The sequence below is a fragment of the Amycolatopsis rhabdoformis genome, assembly GCF_035918295.1.
Taxonomy (GTDB): Bacteria; Actinomycetota; Actinomycetes; order Mycobacteriales; family Pseudonocardiaceae; genus Amycolatopsis; species Amycolatopsis rhabdoformis.
Window position 1 is genome coordinate 8,333,185 of sequence record NZ_CP142149.1, and the last position, 20,402, is coordinate 8,353,586.

At 70.0% G+C, this 20,402-nt stretch carries 23 protein-coding genes; 9 read left to right on the plus strand and 14 right to left on the minus strand.

Annotated elements, in window-relative coordinates:
* Positions 1-38: 38 nt before the first annotated feature.
* From VSH64_RS38500 to VSH64_RS38515, 4 genes are all read right to left on the minus strand, one after another.
* Positions 39-356, minus strand: a complete 318-nt coding sequence (locus VSH64_RS38500) for an antibiotic biosynthesis monooxygenase family protein (RefSeq protein ID WP_326567671.1) — start codon at positions 354-356, stop codon at positions 39-41.
* 40 nt (positions 357-396) lie between these two features.
* On the minus strand, positions 397-1,068 hold the full coding sequence (locus VSH64_RS38505; protein WP_456062086.1) for a hypothetical protein: 672 nt from the start codon (positions 1,066-1,068) through the stop codon (positions 397-399).
* Positions 1,069-1,625: 557 nt separating this feature from the next.
* Positions 1,626-2,135 carry an O-acetyl-ADP-ribose deacetylase gene (locus VSH64_RS38510; RefSeq protein ID WP_326567672.1) on the minus strand — a complete coding sequence of 170 codons (510 nt, stop codon included), beginning with the start codon at positions 2,133-2,135 and terminating at the stop codon, positions 1,626-1,628.
* Positions 2,136-2,176: 41 nt separating this feature from the next.
* On the minus strand, positions 2,177-5,047 hold the full coding sequence (locus tag VSH64_RS38515; RefSeq protein WP_326567673.1) for an AAA family ATPase: 2,871 nt from the start codon (positions 5,045-5,047) through the stop codon (positions 2,177-2,179).
* 447 nt (positions 5,048-5,494) lie between these two features.
* On the opposite strand from VSH64_RS38515, the gene VSH64_RS38520 reads away from it, so the two are divergent.
* Complete coding sequence (locus VSH64_RS38520; RefSeq protein ID WP_326567674.1) at positions 5,495-6,598, plus strand: S1 family peptidase; 1,104 nt, start codon at positions 5,495-5,497, stop codon at positions 6,596-6,598.
* Positions 6,599-6,695: 97 nt separating this feature from the next.
* On the opposite strand, the gene VSH64_RS38525 is transcribed toward VSH64_RS38520, so the two are convergent.
* The gene (locus VSH64_RS38525) at positions 6,696-7,100 is read right to left on the minus strand and encodes an SsgA family sporulation/cell division regulator (RefSeq protein WP_326567675.1); all 405 of its coding nucleotides are present in this window, start codon (positions 7,098-7,100) and stop codon (positions 6,696-6,698) included.
* A gap of 271 nt (positions 7,101-7,371) precedes the next feature.
* Positions 7,372-7,842, minus strand: coding sequence for an Lrp/AsnC family transcriptional regulator (locus VSH64_RS38530; RefSeq protein WP_326567676.1), 471 nt, complete (start codon positions 7,840-7,842; stop codon positions 7,372-7,374).
* A gap of 254 nt (positions 7,843-8,096) precedes the next feature.
* Between VSH64_RS38530 and VSH64_RS38535 the strand changes: the two genes are divergently transcribed.
* Positions 8,097-9,056 (plus strand): beta-ketoacyl-ACP synthase III, encoded by a 960-nt coding sequence (locus tag VSH64_RS38535; RefSeq protein WP_326567677.1) that lies wholly within the window; start codon positions 8,097-8,099, stop codon positions 9,054-9,056.
* On the opposite strand, the gene VSH64_RS38540 is transcribed toward VSH64_RS38535, so the two are convergent.
* Positions 9,053-10,537: an adenylate/guanylate cyclase domain-containing protein gene (locus VSH64_RS38540; protein ID WP_326567678.1), complete on the minus strand. Its 1,485-nt coding sequence runs from the start codon at positions 10,535-10,537 to the stop codon at positions 9,053-9,055. The genes VSH64_RS38535 and VSH64_RS38540 overlap by 4 nt on opposite strands.
* Before the next feature lie 107 nt (positions 10,538-10,644).
* Between VSH64_RS38540 and VSH64_RS38545 the strand changes: the two genes are divergently transcribed.
* From VSH64_RS38545 to VSH64_RS38560, 4 genes are all read left to right on the plus strand, one after another.
* Positions 10,645-11,133: an FBP domain-containing protein gene (locus tag VSH64_RS38545; protein ID WP_326567679.1), complete on the plus strand. Its 489-nt coding sequence runs from the start codon at positions 10,645-10,647 to the stop codon at positions 11,131-11,133.
* The gene (locus tag VSH64_RS38550) at positions 11,134-11,574 is read left to right on the plus strand and encodes an AAA family ATPase (protein WP_326567680.1); all 441 of its coding nucleotides are present in this window, start codon (positions 11,134-11,136) and stop codon (positions 11,572-11,574) included.
* Between the two features lie 490 nt (positions 11,575-12,064).
* Positions 12,065-12,253: a hypothetical protein gene (locus VSH64_RS38555; RefSeq protein WP_326567681.1), complete on the plus strand. Its 189-nt coding sequence runs from the start codon at positions 12,065-12,067 to the stop codon at positions 12,251-12,253.
* Positions 12,254-12,264: 11 nt separating this feature from the next.
* A complete protein-coding gene (locus tag VSH64_RS38560; protein ID WP_326567682.1) occupies positions 12,265-12,579 on the plus strand; it encodes a hypothetical protein in 315 nt (104 codons plus the stop codon).
* A 249-nt stretch (positions 12,580-12,828) separates the two neighbouring features.
* Here the strand turns inward: VSH64_RS38560 and VSH64_RS38565 are convergent, their stop codons facing one another.
* On the minus strand, positions 12,829-13,521 hold the full coding sequence (locus VSH64_RS38565; RefSeq protein ID WP_326567683.1) for a FadR/GntR family transcriptional regulator: 693 nt from the start codon (positions 13,519-13,521) through the stop codon (positions 12,829-12,831).
* A 65-nt stretch (positions 13,522-13,586) separates the two neighbouring features.
* On the opposite strand from VSH64_RS38565, the gene VSH64_RS38570 reads away from it, so the two are divergent.
* Positions 13,587-13,943: a VOC family protein gene (locus VSH64_RS38570; protein WP_326567684.1), complete on the plus strand. Its 357-nt coding sequence runs from the start codon at positions 13,587-13,589 to the stop codon at positions 13,941-13,943.
* A gap of 36 nt (positions 13,944-13,979) precedes the next feature.
* Complete coding sequence (locus VSH64_RS38575) at positions 13,980-14,204, plus strand: hypothetical protein (protein WP_326567685.1); 225 nt, start codon at positions 13,980-13,982, stop codon at positions 14,202-14,204.
* A gap of 3 nt (positions 14,205-14,207) precedes the next feature.
* Here the strand turns inward: VSH64_RS38575 and VSH64_RS38580 are convergent, their stop codons facing one another.
* Positions 14,208-15,086: an SDR family NAD(P)-dependent oxidoreductase gene (locus VSH64_RS38580; RefSeq protein ID WP_326567686.1), complete on the minus strand. Its 879-nt coding sequence runs from the start codon at positions 15,084-15,086 to the stop codon at positions 14,208-14,210.
* 90 nt (positions 15,087-15,176) lie between these two features.
* Here VSH64_RS38580 and VSH64_RS38585 point away from each other — a divergent pair, with 90 nt between their 5' ends.
* Positions 15,177-15,821, plus strand: a complete 645-nt coding sequence (locus tag VSH64_RS38585; protein ID WP_326567687.1) for a TetR family transcriptional regulator — start codon at positions 15,177-15,179, stop codon at positions 15,819-15,821.
* Positions 15,822-16,242: 421 nt separating this feature from the next.
* Here the strand turns inward: VSH64_RS38585 and VSH64_RS38590 are convergent, their stop codons facing one another.
* From VSH64_RS38590 to VSH64_RS38610, 5 genes are all read right to left on the minus strand, one after another.
* Positions 16,243-17,007: an ESX secretion-associated protein EspG gene (locus tag VSH64_RS38590; protein ID WP_326567688.1), complete on the minus strand. Its 765-nt coding sequence runs from the start codon at positions 17,005-17,007 to the stop codon at positions 16,243-16,245.
* An 8-nt stretch (positions 17,008-17,015) separates the two neighbouring features.
* The gene (locus VSH64_RS38595) at positions 17,016-18,419 is read right to left on the minus strand and encodes a WXG100 family type VII secretion target (RefSeq protein ID WP_326567689.1); all 1,404 of its coding nucleotides are present in this window, start codon (positions 18,417-18,419) and stop codon (positions 17,016-17,018) included.
* The gene (locus VSH64_RS38600; protein WP_326567690.1) at positions 18,419-19,036 is read right to left on the minus strand and encodes a DUF3558 domain-containing protein; all 618 of its coding nucleotides are present in this window, start codon (positions 19,034-19,036) and stop codon (positions 18,419-18,421) included. The genes VSH64_RS38595 and VSH64_RS38600 overlap by 1 nt, the downstream gene beginning before the upstream one ends.
* A complete protein-coding gene (locus VSH64_RS38605) occupies positions 19,033-19,521 on the minus strand; it encodes a hypothetical protein (RefSeq protein ID WP_326567691.1) in 489 nt (162 codons plus the stop codon). The genes VSH64_RS38600 and VSH64_RS38605 overlap by 4 nt, the downstream gene beginning before the upstream one ends.
* A 144-nt stretch (positions 19,522-19,665) precedes the next feature.
* Entirely contained in the window at positions 19,666-20,241 is a 576-nt protein-coding gene (locus VSH64_RS38610; protein ID WP_326838148.1) for a DUF3558 domain-containing protein, read from the minus strand.
* Positions 20,242-20,402 lie beyond the last annotated feature (161 nt).

The window sequence follows — 20,402 nt, forward strand, 5'->3', positions numbered from 1 at the left end:
GGTCCGGCCCGCGGGTTCGCCCCGCGGGCCGGGTCGGTTCAGCGCTCGAAGCCGTAGGACCGCTCGACCCGGGCCACCCGCACGTCGAACTCCTCGTACCACTCCGCGCGGCCCCGGCGTCGGCTCTCGGTGTGCTCGAGGTTCTTCCGCCACCCGGCGATCGCGGCCTCGTCCCGCCAGTACGACACCGTGATGCCGAGGCCGTCCGCGTCCCGCACGGACGTCTCGCCCAGGTAACCCTCCTGCTCGGCCGCGAGCGCCGACATCTGCGAAGCGCGCTCGGCGTAGCCGTGGTCGACGTCGGTTCTGCGGGACGTGAAGATCACCGCGTAGTACGGGGGCTCAGGTCTCTGCATGCTCGGTGTATACCGCGTGTTCCGGCTGGTGGCGAGGGGTTTAGCCGCGCAACGCCCCGACCGCCCAGGCGAACACCATCACCGCGAGCACCAGCGACACCGCGGCCTGCACCATCATCGTGAGCTTGGTCCAGATCCGCATCGGCATCACGTCCGTCGGGCTGAACGCCGTGGAGTTCGTGAACGACAGGTACAGGTAGTCGGCGTACTTGGGCTCCCAGTCCGCGCGCGCGAGGTCGGGGCTGTCCATCTGCGGGAACTGCAGGTCGGGGTACTCGCTCCGGCCGATCGCCCGCCGCGCCGGCCCGCCGCGGTCGAACTCCCAGTACCAGAGCGAAAACACCACGATGTTCGTCCAGTACACGATCGCCCCACTCACCAACACCTGCGGCGCATGCCCACTGAACGACCCGTGCACGATGCCCAACACCAGCCGCACCGCCAACGCGGCCGTCGTCACGCTCACCACCGCCAGCAACACCAGCGACACGATCCGCTCGACCTTGCTGAACTCACCCATCCGCCCGGGATTGATCAACAACAGCGCCACCAGCAACAACACCGACACCACCGGCAACAACCACCAGGGCTCGAGCACGACCCGATCGGGCAACGCCAGCTGCAACCCCAACGTCCCCAACACCACGACCGCCGCCGGCCACCGCGTCTCACCCTCGGTGGCCCGCCGCCACGCCGGCATCTGTTCAGTCACGGCGCCAACGGTAGGACGGGGTGGAGTGGGGTGCATTGTGTGGTGGGGTTGGGCTGGATTGCTCGGTGGTGAGCACGCCATCGAGTCGGGGTTCGTCGAGGCGGCCGCTCGCCGCGGGGGGAGCCAGACAGGCGGCAAGATCGCTTAGGTCACGCGGCGAGAGTTGCCCTGGCGCAGCCCCCGATGCGGCTCACGATCGCGCTCGGCGACGAATTCCTCGCAGCCGCGAACTTTCACCCGACCGGGCCTGCCGCAGCTTGCCCTCGCTCTGCCCGCGAAGCGGATTTTCTCAATCGGCGCCCCGAATCCCGGCTCTTCCCCATGTTGTCCACACCCACCCCCGACTTGTGGACAACTCGAGCCACTGTGTTCTCAACCGCCCGTTTTGTCGTACCCCGCCGATAGACTTGGCTTGGGGACGCCCCTCTCGGGAGGGTGGGGTGTGTTGTGCAGCCGGGGCAGGGGCAGCACCTCAGGTGTTCAGTCGGCCGCGGCCCCCGCTGCCGGCTGGCGCGCGGCCAAGCCACCGCACGCTCAGCCGGCAAAACGACCCCAACTCAGAGCACAGCCTCAAAAGCCTCATACGCACGCTGATCGAACAACACAAACCTCACCACCTCGAACATCGACGTATCCACCTCCCGAACCGTCGACACAGCGATCCGCGCCGCATCCTCCATCGGCCACCGGTACACCCCCGTCGAAATCGCCGGAAACGCGACCGTCGCCGCCCCCAGGTCCGCCGCCACCGCCAGCGAGTTCCGGTGGCAGTCCGCCAGCAGCGAAGACCGGTCCTCCGACGACGACCACACCGGCCCGACCGTGTGGATGACCCAGCGCGCCGGCAGGCGGCCCGCCGTGGTGGCGACGGCCTGGCCCGTGCGGAGGCCCTTGCCGTAGTGGCCGGCGCGCAGGGTGCGGCACGCGGCGAGGATGTCGGGGCCGCCCTTGCGGTGGATGGCGCCGTCGACGCCGCCGCCGCCGAGGAGGGAGGAGTTGGCGGCGTTGACGATGGCGTCCACGTGTTGTTCGGTGAGGTCGCCGCGGGTCAGTTCGATCGGTGCCATGGTGGAGACGATGTCACGAAACCCGTCGCGGTAACAAAGTCTTATGACAGCGCGGCATCGTCCGCCGCGAGGTGCCGGCCCACGTCCGCGCGGCCCCGCGCGCCCAGTTTTCGCAGCACCTTCGCCACGTGTTGCTCCACCGTCCGCGGCGACAGGAACAACCCGTCCGCGATCTCGCGGTTCGTGCGGCCCTCCGCCAGCATCCGCGCCACCTCGCGTTCGCGCGGCGAGAGCTCGCGGCCGTACCCGCGGCGCCCGCGTTGCGAAGGCGCCCACGCGCCGTGCTCGCGCAGCAGGTGGTGGCAGCGCCCGGCATCGCGAGTCGCGCCGAGACGTTCGTACGCCTGGGCGGCGGCGGACAGGGCATCAACGGCCGGGCGTTGACCCGCCAACAACCGCAGACAAGCGGCCCGCTCGACCATCGAAGTCGCCAGGTACGGCATCGGCAGGCACGCGTAGGCCGAGGCGGCGGAGTCGAACAACGCCGCCGCGGCCAGGTGTTTGCCGCGGGCGCCCGTCAACACCGCGCGGCCCGCCGCGAGCGCGGCGAAGGCGAACGGCGCGTCCCGGCCGGCGATGCCGCGGGCGAACTCCTCCACGAACGCGTCGGCGTCCGACCAGCGGTCCGCGCGCGTGAACGCCTCGGCCGCCGCCGGCACCAGCGACGCCGCCCACACCCACACACCCTTGCGGCGCGCGGCGTCCACGGCGACGTCCGCGACCGAGCACGCGCCGGCCACGTCGTCGCTCGCCAGCAGCACGCCGATCAGCACCGACGCCGCCGACAGCACCACCGGCATCGGCCCGTCGGCGGGCGCGAACGCGATCGCGAGGTGGTCCGCCGCGGCCGCGAATTCGCCGCGCACCGCCGCCAGACCGCCGAGCACGAGCGACGTCTCCATCACGATCGGCGCGAGCTCCGGGTACCGCGCGCGCACGTCGGACGTCGCCTCGGCCAGGCCGTCCCAGTCGCCGCGGAACCAGGCCAGCCGGGCGTGCGTGGCCTGGATGAGGCCGATCGCGTACAGCGCCCCCGCGTCCGAGGCGCGCCGCGCGCCCTCCTCGACCAGCCGGGACGCGCGGTCGAGGTGCCCGGACCACGACTGCGCGTCGGCCAGGTTGCACCACAGCCGCGCGAGCTGCACGCGCTCGGCCACGCTGTCGCCGATGTCGGGCAGAGCCTCGAACTCCTGCCACGCCGAGCCGTCGCCGACGTGCGAAGCGTTGCTGATCCGGTCGACAGTCAACGCGAGGCGCAGCTCCGCGTCCGTCAGTCCTGAATGGACCGAAAAAGCCCGGCGCGCCCAGGTCTCGTGCCACGACAGGGGAGTGAGGCCGTCGATCGGCTGCGCCAGCAGGTTGATGCCGCGCGCCGCGAGCTCCGGACGGTCGACGAGCTCGGCCACCGCGCGTTCCACCTCCGCACGCCCGCGCTCGAGCCGCCCGATCGTGCGCACCAGCAGCAGGCCCAGCGAAAGCCGGATCGTGCCACGCTCCGCCGGCGGCAGCGGCCGGTCCTCGAGCACGCGTTCCAGCGTCTCGATCACGTCGGGGCGGAAGCCGCGCAACGCCACCTGGCTCAGCTTCGTGGCGAGCCGCCCGACGTCGTCCGAAGCCGGCAGCACGGACTGCAGCAGGTCGATCGCGCGGGAGGTCTCACCGTTGGCGATGGCCTCGTCGGCGGCCGCTTCCGCGTAAGAAAGCCATTTCTGCGTCCGCCCGGCCGCGTGCGCGTGCTGCGCCAGCAACAACGGCGGCGGCGCGGGCAACGCGTCGAGCACCCGCATCGCCTCGGTGTGCAGCAACGTCCGCTCAGGCCCGCTGACGGTGTCATAGACGGCCTTGCGCGCGAGCGGATGCCGGAAGCCGTACCGGTTTTCGCCCAGCTCGGCCAGCAACCCACCGGACAACGCGGCCAGCAGCGCCGTTCGCACCGCGTCGCCGAGCCCCGCCACCTCGGCCAGCGTCGCCGGATCGGCCGGCACCGCCAGCACGGCCGCGGCCCGCGTGAGCTGCGCCGCCTCGGCCGGCAGCGCCGCCAGCCGCTCGGTCACCGACTCCCGCAGCGGCGCCGGCACCTCCAAGTTCTCCAGCAGCCGATCCGACAGTCCCTCGCCGGCCGGCAGCGGCACGTTTCGCAGCGCCCGCACCGTTTCCTCGACCACGAACGGAATGCCACCCGTGCATTCGTGCAGCTTGGTCGCGAACTCGTCGCTCACCCTCGGCAGCTCCAGCACGGCCACGGCCATCGCCCGCACCGCCGCGACGTCCAGCGGGCCCAGCGCGACACGTGCCGTGTGGACGGTCGGCGCGGCCCGCACCGGCGCGCCCAACGGGCCCGGCCACGGCTCGGCGCCTGTGCGGTACGCGGCCACCACGGCCAGCTCCGGCGGCAGGTCCACGGCGAGGAACCGCATCAGATCACACGTACCCTCATCGGCCCACTGCAGGTCGTCGACCAGCAGGATCGTCGGTCCACAAGCGACGAACACCTCACGCACGGCGCGGAACACCCGGTGCCGCTGCGCGCCCGGATCGTCGAGCGGCTCGGGTGTCGGCGGCAGCCGGTCGGCCAGCTCGGGCAGCAGCGGCCGCAGCACGCCGGCGACCGGGCTCAACGGCCCCAGCTCCCCGGCCGAGCGCAGCGCTTCCAGCACCGGCCCGTACGGGAACGGCTCGCGCAACGGCTGGCAGACACCCCGCAGCACGCGACCGCCGGCGAACTCGGGCCGCCGGGCCAGCTCGGCGAGCAGCCGCGAGCGGCCCATGCCCGGCTCGCCTTCCACGAGCACGGCCGCCGGCCGGTGCGTGAGCACCTCGACCACGGCGGCGAGCTCCCGATCCCGGCCCGCGAACGGCGTCGGACCGGTGCGCACGGTGACCGACGTCGGGCGGGGGACGGTGTGCCACATGTCGGCCTCCCCACGCGCTTGTCCGTTTCGTCGGGAGCCTAAGCAGCGTTCGGCCACCCGTAAACCAGGCGACGACCTGCACCTCGGCACCCCGCTCACACGTCTGCGTACCGAGCGTCACCGGTTGGCAGACGGATCTTCGGCGGAGGTTCACCAAGCGTGCGGAACTTGAGGCAACCCCTCGTTCCAGGGGTGCATCACACATTCCGGGTGCTGCACGCGCTACACAAAGTAGTTGCCGGAATCCCTACTTATGGCCGGTACCGGGCGCGAAAACGGCGTCGCTACGGCGTCCGGAGCAGCGCGTTCGGCCAAGGGGAATGCGTATACCTATCCGCGCCGAGCCCTTATTGCAGTGGATTGGACCAACGCTGCACGCTCTCACCCCGGGGGAACGAATGCGCCGCGTGGCCGTACCGGTGCCGCGCGTAGTCACGAGGGAGCAGCATGAAGATCATCAGATTCCTCGGTATCGCCGCCGTCGCCGCCGCGACGGCGGGCACGATGGCCGCGGTCACCAGCCCGGTCGCGGGTGCCACCCTGTTGAACCCCGACATGGTGCCGGCGATGCAGCGCGACCTCGGTCTCACCCACGACCAGGCCATCGCGCGGCTCGCCGCCGAGGACTCCGCCACGAAGGTGGGCCAGGCGCTCGAAAACTCGCTCGGCGCGAGCTTCGGCGGCACGAGCTACGACGCGGCCACGGGCAAGGCGCGCGTCGGCGTGACCGACGCCTCGCTCGTCGGCAAGGTGCGCGCGGCCGGCGCGGAGGCGCAGGTGGTGCGCTTCAGCGCTCGTCAGCTCGACTCGAGTGTCGCCAAGCTGGACGCGCGCGAGAAGACCGCGCCGCAGTCGGTCACCGCGTGGGGCGTGGACCCGGCGTCGAACCGCGTCACGATCACCGTCCTCAAGGGACAGCGAGCGGCGGCGGAGACGTTCGCGCGTCAGTCCGGTGTGGACACCTCGGCGCTGGAAGTGACGGAAACCACGGCCGCGCCGCAGCTGCACTACAACGTGCTCGGTGGTGACGCGTACTACATCGGCGGCTCTTCGCGCTGCTCGGTCGGCTTCTCCGTGAACGGCGGCTTCCTCACCGCCGGCCACTGCGCCGCGCTCACCGGCGCGGGCCCGCTCACCGGCTACAACCGCGTGTCCATGGGCTCGTTCTCCAGCTACCGCTTCCCGGGCAGCGACTACGCGTTCGCGCGGGTCAACAGCAGCTGGACCCCGGTTGGCCAGATCAACAACGGCACTCGGGTCACGGGTTCCACGGCCGCCGCCGTGGGCGCGTCGATCTGCAAGTCGGGCTCCACCACCGGCTGGACCTGCGGCACGATCCGCGCCAAGAACCAGACCGTGCGCTACCCCGAGGGCACCGTGACCGGCATGGTGCTCACCAACGCCCGCTCCGACCACGGCGACTCGGGCGGCTCGTTCATCTCCGGCAACCAGGCGCAGGGCCTGCTTTCCGGCGGTGACACCGTGAACACCTACTTCTACCCGATCGCCAACGCCCTTTCGGCGACCGGCACCACGCTCGTGCGCGGCTGACTCTCCCCGTGAAACAGGAGAAGGGCGGATCGAGTGCCTCCAGAGCACTCGAGCCGCCCTTCTCCCTATACCGCCGCGGGATCGGCAGACTTTGGGTTCAGACGTTGCTGATCTCCTCGATCAGCCCGTCGATGTCGAAGCTCTCGCTCTCGGTGCCGAGCGGGACCAGCTCGTAGGACGATTCGAGGAACGATTCGATGTCCTCGCGCTCCAGCTCGAACGACGCGTACCCGTCGGGTGACTCGATCTCCAGCGTGAGCATCGCCGGGTCCGCGGACAGGTCCGGGCGGATGCGCACGTCGCCCAGCCCGGCCGGCTCCTCGAGGCCGGTCACGAGCAGGTCACGTGCGAACGTCCACTCGATCCACCGGCCGCGCTCGGTCCGGAACGCCACGGTGACCGCGAACGGCTCGGCGCAGTGGTAGGACAGGCGGGACAGCACCGGCGTGGTGCTTTCGTTCAGCAACACGAACTGGGTCTGGTGTACGGCGTCGGTGTGCACGGCTGCTCCTGGTGTTTCCTCCGGTCGTTCGCGTCCTGCGAACTGGTCGGCAAGGAGATGATCAGCCGCGGCTCTCGTGACGCGGGTTTTCCCTCGTTCACGCGATCGGCTGCATCCGTCCTCTGTGGCGTAACACGGACCACATACCCCTTGCGTTCAGCCGCTGACCATCCGTCACTCGATTTCGCCCGCATGGACAGGGCGGCCGAGACTTTCGCGCACGGTCACGGAAGCGTCACGGTCCGATGTAGACCGTGGCGGGTGCCGGGGATCAGTCCAGGGGAAGCGTGAGCCCGACCTTCACGCGGTCCATGGCCACGCTCGTGGTGAAGTGCCGGACGTTGGGGTTGTCGAAGAACATCCGCCGCGTGAACGCCTCGAACGCGGCCATGTCGGGGGCGGTCACGATCAACACGAAATCGGCCGTGCCCGTGACGTAGTAACACTGCTGCACGCAGTCGTCGCCCAGTACCTGCCTGCGGAACGCGTCGAGCACCGCCAGATTTTCACGTTCCATCTCCACCATCACCACGAACGTCATCGAGAGCCCGAGGGCGCCGGGGGACAGCACGGCGACCTCCTTCTCGATCACGCCCGTCTCGCGCAGGCGCTTGATGCGGCGCTGCACGGCGGCGGCCGAAAGGCCCACCTTCGCGCCGATGACCTCGGCGATCGTGCGCGAATCGGCCTGCAGGCAGGCGAGGATGGCGAGGTCCAGCCGGTCGAGGTCGGGAGTGAGCACGCTTCAGGCTAGCCGGGGACACCGACCCGACGCTTCGTCTTTACCGAGGCTCACCCCGTGATCAAGAACAGGTTCGCCCAATACCTCCTATCGAGCGAACGTGAAAGAGGAGGAATAGTGACGTGCACCACAACTGACCGGTCTACCCAGGGGTAGCCCATAGAAGTGGGAGCGAGCCGGTGGAACCGCCGCCACCGGCCGGGGAGGTAGTAGCTGTGAGTCCTGTCGGGTTCCCACCTGGTCGTACCGCCGTCGTGACCGCACTCGGCCGCGCGCTGCCCGAACGGGTCGTGACCAACGACGAGATCGCGCAGTCGCTCGACACCTCCGACGAGTGGATCCGCACGCGCACGGGCATCCGGGAGCGCCGCATGGTCGCGCCCGGCGAGTCCACAGTGGATCTCGCCGTTGCCGCGGGCCGCGACGCGCTCGGCGACACCGGCGTCGACGCCGTGGTGCTCGCCACCTCCACCGCCGACCAGCTCTGCCCCGCCAGCGCGCCCCAGGTCGCCGCCCGGCTCGGCCTCGGCACGGCCGCGGCGTTCGACGTGAACGCGGTGTGCAGCGGCTTCGTCTACGCCCTGGCCACCGCGCAGGGCTTCATCGCCGGCGGCATCGCCAAGCGCGTGCTGGTGATCGGCGCCGATGTGTTCACGTCGCTGGTCGACCCCGCCGACCGCACCACCGTGCCCATCTTCGGCGACGGTGCAGGCGCGGTCGTGCTGCGCGCCGGCGACTCCGAAGAGCCCGGCGCGATCGGCCCGTTCGACCTGCATAGTGAGGGCGAGCTCGCCGGTCTGCTGTGGGTGGAGGCGGGCGGCTCGAAGCACCGCTTCTCCGAAGACCAGCGCGACCACCACCTGGTGATGCAGGGCACCGCCGTCTTCCGCCACGCGTGCGCTCGCATGGCGGAGTCGTCGCGCGCCGTGCTGGAGCAGGCCGGCTGGATGGTCGGCGACGTCGACCGCTTCGTCGGCCACCAGGCCAACATCCGCATCCTCCAGGCGACCGCCAAGCACCTCGGCCTGCCGGCGGACGCCGTGGTGGCCAACATCGACCGCGTCGGCAACACCAGCGCCGCCTCCATCCCGCTGGCCCTGGCCGACGCCGCTGCCGACGGCACGCTCCTGCCGGGCCACCGCGTGCTGCTCACGGCGTTCGGCGCGGGCCTGACCTGGGGTTCGACGTTGCTGACGTGGCCTGAGCTGGGTTAGTCCTGCGTCGTCCACGCTTCGGTCGCCTGCTGCCGTCCGCGCAGCAGCAGCGACCCGTGCGGTAGCCAGAGCTCGCGTTCGCCGCCCAGCGCCGCCTTCACGGTGCAATCGCTGGCCAGGATGCGCGACGGCACGGACTTGGCGTGCTCGGTGAGCCGCGCGGCCTCGTTCACGGCGTCGCCGATCACCGTGTACTCGAGGCGGCTCGACGTGCCGAGTTGGCCCGCGAACACCTGCCCGCACGCGACGCCGATACCCAGGTCGAGCTCACCGGCGGACACCACGGCGTCGCGGATCGCGCGGGCGGCGGCCAGGGCCATGGTGGGGCCGTCGGACAGGCGGGTGGGCGCCCCGAACACGCACAGCGCGGCGTCGCCCTGGAACTTGTTGACCAGGCCGCCGCGGGCGTCGACGGCGGAGACCACGCTGGCGAAGAAGCGGTTCAGCTTGGCCACGAGCTCTTCCGGCGGCGTGCGCGACGCGAGCGCGGTGGAGTCGACGACGTCCACGAACAGGGCCGTGACCTCGCGCACGTCGCCGGACAGCGAGGCGCCGTACTCGAGGGCGTGGCGCGCGACGGAGGTGCCGACGTGCCGGCCGAACAGGTCGCGCATGCGTTCCTGCTCACGCAGGCCGGCGGCGAGCTCGTTCACGGACGTCTGGAGCATGCCGATCTCGCTGGAATCGTCCACGTTCACGGACACGTCGGTGCTGCCGCGCGCGATGCGGTCGAGCGCCACGCGCAGCCGGTGCAGCGGCGCGGCGACGGCGCGGGCCAGCAGCGCCGTGCCGATCGCGCCCGTGGCCAGGCCGATCACGGACAGCATGATCAGGCTGGCGGTCGGGTTGGCGCGGCCGACGCCCGCCGGCGTCGCGACCAGCAGCACGCCGACGAGCGGCACCCCGCTGGCCAGCGACCACGTGACGATGAGCCTGGTCAGCACCGTGACCGGCAGCGAACCGTGGGGCGGCGTCACGTCGAGCGCGATCGTCATCACGGGCCGCGCCACCCACTCCGCGGCGAGGTACATCAGGCCGACGGTGGTCAGCCCGCCGAGGCCGATCGTCAGCGCCATGCCGGTGGCGTCCTGGAACGACCCGAGCACGCCGGCCAGCGTGCCCAGCGCGATGGTGCCGACCAGCCACAACGTGCCGCTCACCACGGCCATGTCCACGGGCAGCCGCAGCGCCCGCTGGGCCTCGTCCTCGGTCGGCGGCCGCCCGATCGTGAACCACACCACGGTGCGGCGCTGCAGGTAGGCCGTCCAGAGCGTGCCGACGAGCAGGCTCACGGCCACGATCCCGCCCGCCGTGAGCCCCAGGATCCAGCCGCGGTCGCCCACGTCGGCCGGCAGCCCCTCCAGGAGCAGCAGCAACGCCACCACGCCCGACCCGGCCACACTCGACCCGATCCCCAGCGCGGCGAAGCCCAGACTCGTGCGCAGAACCAGCCGGAACCGCCCCGCCGTCCTCTTGCGCACGCGCCGATCGTACGGGCTCCCGCGCGCGGCCGGCTCGCCGAGAAGCGGCCGGCTCGCCGAGAAAACGCGTGGCAGCTTTCCCGGCCCGATCACTACCGTTGACCCCCATGCAACCCCTCGACGCCGACGCGATCCGCGCCTCCTTCGTGAACTGCTCCCGCGGCGAGGCCAAGTCCGTGACCCTCCCCACCGACGTCCCCTGGCCCACCCGCGACTTCCTCGGCTGGCGCGACCCGAAAGCCCCCGGCCGGGCGTACCTCGTGGTTCCGTGGGGTCCTTCCGTGGTGGGCTTGTCCTTGCGCGCCGCCCCGCCCGCCACCTCGCGGCTGCGCAGCAACATGTGCGGCTTCTGCTCCACCACCCACTCCCTCTCCGACGTCACCCTGTTCACCGGCCGCCGCGCCGGCAAGTCCGGCCGCGAAGGCAACACCCTCGGCACGTACGTGTGCGCCAACCTCGCCTGCAGCGCGTACGTGCGGGGCGAACTGAAGTCCAACGTGCCGCAGCCGGTGGAGACGCTCTCGCTGGAGGAGCGCGTGGCGCGCATGGAGGACAAGGTGCGGCGCTTCGTGGAGCGGATCCTGGAGACGCGTTAGGTGCGGGTGCTGGTCACGGGCCTGTCGGGGGTGGGGAAGAGCGCGCTGCTGGCGGAGCTCGCGTCGCGGGGGTTCGTGACGGTGGACACGGACTACGGGCCGTATCACCACGTGGTGGCTGGTGAGCGGCTGTGGCGTGAGGATGTTGTGGCGGAGCTGCTGGCTTCTACGCCGTCGTTGTTCGTGTCGGGGGCGGTGCGGAATCAGATGAGGTTCGGGTTTTCGCATGTGGTGTTGTTGAGCTGCCCCGCTTCGGTTCTTGCTCATCGGTTGGCCACGCGGACGTCGAACTCCTACGGGAAGGGACCCGGGGAGCTGGAGGAGGCGTTGGAGTATCTGGAGACGGTGGAACCCCTGCTACGTGCGTCGGCGACGCTTGAGGTGGTGACTACGATTCCGGTGGCTCGGGTGGCGGATGTGGTTCTGGAGCACGTTTTGTGATGTGGGGCTGGGGGTTTCGGCTCTCCTTTGGTCCACATTGGACACCTTGCGGCACTCTTGCTGGCTGTGAGCAGCACGACTACGCGGGTTTTGTGCCTGTCCTCGACTCCGGAGACAAACCCCCCGCCCTCCCGAGGCAGGGTTCTGGCAAAGTCGTGTCGTTGCAGGCAGGAACGGCTCGCTCTGGTGATCAGCTGGCTGACCTGCGGCGTGTTCTGGCGCAGGTGCCCAATTCGCGGCACCGGCGGGGTGTTGGGCATTCGCCGGTCTAGATCCGTGCGGGGGCCGCGGCGGCGGGTGCGCAGTCGTTCACCGATCGGCGAGTGGGCTCAGGACGCCTCGCACCAGGCCCTGGCGCGGCGGTGCCGGTCGGGGCGCTATCAGGCACCGACCGAGGCCACGGTGCGGCGAGCGCAGTCGGGGATTGACGGTGATCACGTAGACGCCGCGATCAGTTCCTGGGTCCGGGCACCACGCGCACGGGTCGAGCTTGCCGCCCGCGATCGCGGTGGACGGAAAATCATTGCGGGGCGCCTTCGCCCGCACCGGTGACGCCGTGGTGCATCCACTGTCCGCACTCACCCACCACGACGGGATCGTGCTGTGCCAGCGACAGGTCATCACCGGGACGAGCGAGATCACCTGGAGGCAACCGCTGCTGGATACCCGGTCGACCTGACCGGGGTGGTGGTGACCGCAGACGCCGTGCCAGCCACTTGCGGCCTGGCCACCTACCTCGCCGCACGGGAGGCGGGTTATGTGTTCATCGTCGAGGAAAACCAGCAACGTCTCCACGCCCGCCTTGCCGCGCTGCCCTGGCCCCAGGCCACCCACCACGCCAGCACCGGTATCGGGCACGGCCGCCTCGAGCAACGAACCATCGAGGTCCTGCCCACCCCGCACGACCTCGATTTCCCCGCCGCCGCAACAGTTCTCCAGGCCACCTCTGCCGCAACCAACCGCGGAACCCGGAGAACAACGCCGTCCACGGCATCACCGACCTGACCCCCACCCAAGCCGGCCCGGTCGAGATCGCCACCTACTTACGCGGCCACTGGCACACCGAAAACCGGCTGCACTGGATCCCCTCGCAAGGGGCGTTCCCATCCCACTCTACTGTTACCTGGCCCCGAAAAACGGTCGTCGCGACATCTGTGGACAACTGCGGTTCCGGCCGGCGACCTGTGGAAAACTCGGCAGAATCGCTTGACACAAGCGATTCCTCGTGCAGGGCAAGGACCGGCCAACACCCAACTACCGGTCATTCCCCGCCGCATAATCATGCGCATACGACTTCGCATCCAACAAATGCTTCAACGTGATCTCCCGCGCCGCCGGCCCATCCGAGGCCTTCACCGCCGTCAAGATCGCGCGATGCTCCTCCACGGCCTTCCGAATCTGCCCCGGCAGCCGCAGCGCCGCGCGCCGCTCCTCGCCCACCAGGGCGAGCACCGAGCGCAGGAGGTCGGCGACGTCGTCGCTGCCGGCGTTGCCCGCCATCACGCGGTGGAATTCCGCGTCCGTGGCGATCACGCGCAGCATGTCGCCCTCGGCGGCCGCGGCTTCCATCTCGGCGACGTTGTCCTCGAGCTTCTGGATCGTGCGCGGCGAGTGGTTGCCCGCGAGTCGCTCGGCCAGCGTGGGCTCCACCGTGGCGCGCAGGTCGAAGAGCTTCTCGACGAGCTGTTCGTGCTCGGAGAACCAGCTGCTCAGGGGCGCTTCGGTCGGCTCGCGGACGTACGTGCCCGAGCCCGCGCGGATCTGCACGTAGCCGATGGAATCCAGCACCCGCAACGCCTGCCGCAGCGACCCGCGGCTGATGCCGAGCTGTTCGCACAGCGCGCGTTCGGCGGGCAGCCTCGAGCCCGGCGGGAGCTCGCCGGTGTCGATCATCGCGCGCAGGCGGTCGACGGTGGCGCTCCAGACCTGTTCGGATTCGTGGGCCACGCCTCCATCCTGGCAGGTGACGGCGTGCGGCGGAAAATGTCGGTGGTCCGTGCCACCCTGAGATCGTGACTGCGAAGTTCAAGGACCTGGCCCTCGACGCGGGCGACCACCAGGCATTGGCCGACTGGTGGTGCACCGCGCTGGGCTACGTGCGCCGCGACACGGTGGAGAACGAGACCCGCCACGCCGAGTGGCCGGTGCCGATCGTCGACGCCGCCGGCGAGGGGCCGTTGATCTGGGTCAACCCGGTGCCGGAGGCGAAAACGCTGAAGAACCGGATGCACCTCGACGTGTTCGGCGACGCGGGGGAGCTGATCTCGCTGGGCGCGACGCTCGTGAGGAACAAGGGAGGCGACATCGACTGGTGGGTTCTGGCCGATCCGGAGGGAAACGAGTTCTGCGTGTTCGAACCCCACGAGTGATCTTTCGGGCCGGGCGGTAGTTCTCCCGGGGTGCCCATGAAACCGAAGAACGGCTGGTTCGAAACCGGGCGGACGCCTCCGAAGGTCGCGCTGTGGTGCGCGATCTTGTACTCGTTCCTCTTCGTCAGTTGGGTTGTGCTGCCGCTGCTCAGCCAGGACGGCTGGAGGCGCTGGGCTCAGTTCGGCCTCGCGTTCTTGATGCTGCCGATCGCTGTCTACAACTGGGTGTTGTACGTCCGCGCACGGCGTCGCGACGGTTGATCGTCAGCTGGTGACCTGCGGCAGGCTGTTGCCGCGCTGCTCCTGCCAGCGTTCGCCGGCGTCCGGGTGGTCCGTGGAATGGCTGAGCTCGGCCCACTTCTCGTCCGTGGCCAAGCGGCTGCGCCACACTTCGCGGCCGTACGCGTAGGCGTCGCTGCCGGCGAGCAGGCGCAACGGCGGGTCCGGCAGCGCGGCGACGCGAAGCACCAGGTCCGCGACGCGGGCCGGGTCGCTGGTGGCGGTCTTCTCGAAGCCGACCATGGCGCGCGCCGAGGCACCGACGGTCGGCTCGTAGGGGGCGCTGATCGGCGGCGTTGTCATCGACGAGCCGGCCCAATCCGTGCGCATGCCGCCCGGCTCGAGCACGGTGATCTTGATGCCGAGCGGCGCGACCTCCGCCGCCAGGGCTTCGCTGAACCCGCCGACGGCCCACTTCGCCGACTGGTACGCCGTCATCCCCGGGCTACCGATCCGCCCGCCGACCGACGAAATCTGGATGATCCGCCCGTCGCCTTGGCGCCGCAGCACCGGGACGGCGGCCTTGGTCACGTACACCGTGCCCAGGAAGTTCGTCTCGACCTGGCGCCGGAACACGTCCAGCGTCGTGTCTTCGAGCGACGCGCGGTCGCCCTGGCCGGCGTTGTTCACCACCACGTCGAGCCGTCCGAAAGCCGTCACTCCGGACGCCACGGCAGCCTCGGCCGCGGCGGGATCGGTCACGTCCAGGGCCACCACGTGCACGTGCGAACCGAACTGTTCCTGCAGGTCAGCGAGCGAACGCGGATCACGCGCCGTCGCGACGACCTGCTCGCCGGCCGCCAACGCGCGCTCCACGATCTGACGGCCCAGCCCACGCGAAGCACCGGTCACGAAGAAAACCACGGGAACCTCCTCGTACTAACGCAATCAGCTTGCGTTAGTACGGTAACGCCGCTCCGGAGGTAACGCATCCCGCTTGCGTTAAAGTGTGGCGTGCATCGCCGAGCCCGTTCCGAAGAAGCCAAGCTCCAACGCGCCGAGGACCTCCTCGCCGCGGCCCGCCGCCTGGCCACCGACCTGGGTGGCGTGCGGCACGTGACGCTCGCGGCCGTCACCGAAGCCGCCGGCCTGCACCCGTCGGCCGTGCGGCGCTACTTCGCCAGCCGCGAAGAACTCTTCCTCGAGCTGGCCGAACGCGGCTGGGAAGAATGGCGCGACCTGGTCACCGCCCGCCTGACCGGCTCCCACGACCTGCCACCGGCCGCGCTCGCCGACGTCCTCAGCACCACGATCGTCACGCTGCCCCTCTTCTGCGACCTGCTCACGCACGTCTCGCTCAGCCTCGAAGGCGACGTCTCCGTCGACCGCGCGCGCCAGTACAAAACCCGGTCCTTCAAGGCGTACGACGCGATGGCCGCCGCGCTCGTCACCGCCGGCACGCTCACGGCCGCCCAGGTCCACGACGTCCTCGCCGCCCTGCTCGGCACCACGTCGTACTTCTGGCAGCTCTCCCACCCCACGGCCACGCTGGCCGAGCTCTACCGCCAGGAGCCGCGCTGGTCCCACTCCGCGCTGGACTTCGAGCCCCGCCTGACCCGCCTCCTCCGCGCGACGGCGGAGGGGATCGCCGGGGGTTAGGCCAAGGCGGGACCGTGCGCCCCGCGGTGGTTTCGGTTGGGCGCGCCACGCCCGCTGCTCGCAGACGGGCGGCGATCCCGCGCGGTTGCCAAGGCGCGAGACGGCAGGGGGCGTCGCCGGCGGTTGGGCCCAGGCGGGACGTGTGCGCCCTTCGGTGTTCGTTGGGCGCGCCACGTCCGCTGAGTGCGGGCGTGCGGTTGCTTGCACGGTTGCCGAGCCGCAAGGCGTTACCTCGAGACGGCGGAGGGCGTCGCCGGTTGGGCCCAGGCGGGGCCGTGCGCGCCCTTCGGTGTTCGTTGGGTGCGCAGTGGCCGCCGAGCGCAGACGTGCGGCGATTCCGCACGTCACCCCACATCGCGCGGTGGCCGGCCCCTTCGTGGCAAGGCGTTGCCGCCCGCCAGATGTGACCGTTGCCTGGCGGTCAGGCCAGCGCGTTCGACGCCAGATGCAGCGCTTCGATCAGGTGCGCCCGGTGTCCAGGGTGGACATTGATGCGGGGCTCGCCGTCGGTGTTGCCGATGAACGTCAGCACTCGGCCGCGGTCCGTCAGGTCGAGGACGGACATCGGGGTGCTGCGCGCGCGGTTGCCGGCGTTGTCGCGGGTGGCCACGTAGAGCTGGTGGGCGGCGTCGCGGCCGGAGCGCATGAGGCGGCGCAGCTCGTCGGCTTCGTGGGAGACCTCGGTGAGGGGGTTGTCGGACTCGTAGTCGCGGCCGGCGTCGTCGAAGTGGGCCTTCGGGACGCTCATCGGCGCGAGCCGGGCCGGCGGCCGCGACGGCAGCGCGTCGACCAGGTGCTCGGCGGCTTCGCGCGCCGGGACCGGGTCGAGCTGCACCGTGCGGTGGTCGGTGATCAGGCGCACGGCGTCCCGGCCGGACTCGGACACCAGGATGGCGCCGTCGTCCTCGCCGCCGCGGAAGTTGCTCCACGAGTACATCTCGCGCGCGGGCCGGGCGAGCACCTCGAGCGTGTCGTGCCACTGCGCCGTGAGCTCGCCGGCGGACGTCGCCAACCCCAAGTCGTACAACAGATCCAACGCGCGGCGCCGCAGCTCGGCCTCCGCCTCGTCGGTGCGGTACGTCTGATCCGGCCCCACCACCACCGGCGGCTCACCGAGCTCGGCGACGGCCCAGGCAACGAGGAACACCGGCCGGGGCATGCGCACCGGCCTGTTGATGATGGTCATCGGTCTGCTCAGGCTCCGATGGTCGGGGGCGTCGGCGGAAGCCCGGTGTGGGGGTCGAGGAGCCGACCGTCTTCGTCGTCGATGAGCGTGAAGGCCGAATCGTCGTCGATGCCGTACTTGCGCTGGTGCTCGGCGTCTTCCTCGCCCTTGCCCCGGTTGGCGCCGCCGCCCATCGCACCGCCCATCCCGGAGGACCCCTTGGCGCCGGCCGCACCCGCCATCCCGCCGCGGCCGCCCATCGCGCCACCGCGGGCACCTTCTTCGCCGAAGGCCCCGGTGCCGGCACCGCCACTGAGCCGGGAGCCGATGCCGCCGGCTCCGCGTCCGCTGCCGCTTCCGAATGCTCCGGAGCCACCTGCGCCACCGGGCCCGGCCCCAGCGCCGACACCGAAGCCGCCGGGCCCGAAGCCATCCGCTCCACCACCGGTCGATGACCACGACGGATTCCCGCTGCCGACCGGAAACCGCTGTCCAGGCGGGGTCACCGTCGGATCATCGAGCCCGGACTTCTGCGTGCTGTCGTCGTCATCGTCACCCGGCCGCTTCCCCGGCTCCACCGGCGGCTTCCACCCCGGCGGCTCAACCGGCCGCCCCGTCGGCGGCGGCGCGATCGGCGGCGGAATGTTGGGCGGAGGCGTCGTCGGCGGCGGCGTAGTGGGCGGCGGAATGTTCGGCGGCGGCGTCGTGATGTGCCGCGTATCCACCTCGGACTGTGACGTCGACGTGCTGTCGTCGTTGTTGTCGTCCTTTTTCGTGATCACGTGCTCTTTGTGCTTCACGGGCGTCGTCGGCTTGGCGATCGTGACGCTGCCCAGCTGGTCGAGCTGCCCGTAATCACTCTGAAGACCTTGCCCGCTGGTCTTCGCTTGGTCGGCGTAAGCCTGGTACCGGGCGAGGTTCTGCTCAGCCATCTGGTTGTACTGGTTGATCTTGTCCTCGGTGTCGGTGTCCCACGGCGTTGCGACGTCGAGGAAATCTTTGTGTGGTGCCGGATCAGGCATGGGCTGCAAATTGCTCCGCATGTCTTCGAACCCGTGCGCGATCCCGTTCAGGTTCTCGCTGTTGCTCGTGAAAGTCTGTGATGCAGTAGCCGTGGCATCGGAGAATGACCGGATCTGTGCTTGGGCAGCCTGAGCTCCGCTACCGGTCCAGACGGATTCAAGGTCGCTGCTGAGCTTCTGGATGTCCGCGCTGATCTGGTGATGGTCCGTCGCCAGGGTTGTTGCATGGGTGACGCCTTGGTGCCAATCGCCGGCACCCTTGCCCGCCTTTACCTTCTTGACCAGCTCAGGAGTGGGCACGGCTTGGTCGCCGACGTTTCCGTGCCACACATCATCGGCCCAATGGCCCGCGTCGCTGAAACGGTCGCCGACCCATTTCGCGCCGTCGCCGACCATGTCGAGGAAACCCATTACGCACCTGCCTTGTGGCGAAGGTTGGTGACCACCATGTCGGCGATTCGCGCGGCCACGTCGCACGGATCGGACTTTCCGAGCTGACGATCGCTGAGGAAGACGGATGTGTCGAACTCGAGCTCGTCACTGATGCCGACACTTACCTGGCAGAAGCCGTTCGATGTGCCGGAATCGTAGGTGGAGTGCCCGACCGCGGGAAATCCTTGGATGGGCTGGCGCACGTTCCACACCTTGGCCTGCGGCTTCGTAAGCTCGTACACCGCGCTGAGCCCCTCGTGCTGCTCGGTCTCATAGATCACGGTCACCGAGGCGTCGGCCTGCCAGTCACAGCTCGGGCCAAGCCCCTCCGTGTTTTTCGGCTTTCCTTGCGGCACCGTGCCGAGGATCTGGTGGAGCTGGTCCGGGTTCAGCGCTTCCTGGCACGGGTCGCCGGAGAGAACCGACGTCGGCAACGGGTGCTCGACCTTCGGAGCACCGCTGTGTGGCAAGGCGGCAGCGGTCGACGGCGACGGCGTGCTCGGTGGGGTTTGCGCCGTCCCGGGCGAGCATCCCGCGGACGCGACGAGGGCCGCAGAAGCTGCGGCCAGCGTCATCACCATTCGTACGCGACTCACGCGAACCCCTTGTCCTGACTGCCGGCTGCCGCGGCCTTGACGTCGGCAGCCGACTCCTCGTCGGTTGCCCCGATGATCCCCAACGCCTTCTCGAGCTTGCTGACGAGTTCCTTGATGTAGGTGAACTCAAGGTCCACCTGTGCTTTGCCGGCGCTGAACGCTCCTTGGCCCCCGCCGGCACCGATCAGCAGAGTGTTGTAGGAGTTGCTGCCGGGGTCGTCTGCGGGCGGTTGGATATGGACCAGCGCCTCAGCCGTCGGTTCGATGCTCTTCAACTGGTCAAGGACGTTCTTGGCCGTGGTGAGCATGCTCTGCGCTTCCTCACGGCTCAGGCTGAACCGCCCGGCACCCGGGCCGCCCGAGTTCGGCACGTCACCGACGGCGGGTGCGCCACCGCTGGCCGCTCCGCCGCCGGCGGCGGGTGCGTCGGTGATGGCGAAATCGAGCCCGGTGAGCCAGCTTGGCTCTGAGGCAGTCTCAGCCACTGCCGTCCCCCCTCGTGACACGTCGGCTCGACTGCGGAGCCGTCCCCGGTGGCAACGGTAATGGACCGCTCACCCTCGGGTGGGCATTTTGCCGAAGTCGGGCGAAAGGCACCAGGGTGCTGTCGCCGAATCGGGTGGACCTTGTCACGCGCCCGCCTTTTGGCGCAGGTTCGTGACGACCATGTCGGCGATTCGCGCGGCCACGTCGCAGGGGTCGGACACACCGACCTTGCGGGAGCTGAGAGAGACCGATGTGTCGAACAGGAGCTCGTCACTGATGCCGATGCTGACCTGGCAGAAGCCGGCTGAGGTACCGGAGGCGAAGGTCGAGTGCCCGACTGCGGGAAATCCCTGGATGGGCTGGCGCACGTTCCACACCTTGGCCTGCGGTTTCGTGAGCTCGTACACCGCGCTGAGCCCCTCGTGCTGCTCAGTTTCGTAGATCACGTTCACCGAGGCGTCCGCCTGCCAGTCGCAGCTCAGGCCGAGTCCCGGTGTGTCCTTCGGCTTGCTTTGAGGCACCGTGCCGAGGATCTGCTTGAGCTGATCCGGGGTCAGTGCCTCCCGGCACGGGTCGCCAGCCAACACTGAGGCAGGTAGCGGGTGCGGCACCTTCGGAGCGCCGCTGTGGGGCAGTGCGGCGGCGGTCGGCGAAGTGACCACCGGCTCCGGCGGCGGTGGGCTGGAGCAAGCCGAGACGCCCACCAACCCCAAACCCACAACGATCAACCCAACAGATCCCCGCAACATCCATCCCCCTCACGTCACCAGCCCGCGCTCGGCTGGTTACTCCAGGTTACCGAAAGGGAATCGCTGTCGGTCCTGACACATCGGGGGGCGGGGGGACCGGTGGGTGCTTAGGGTGCCGGGGTGGGTGCTTT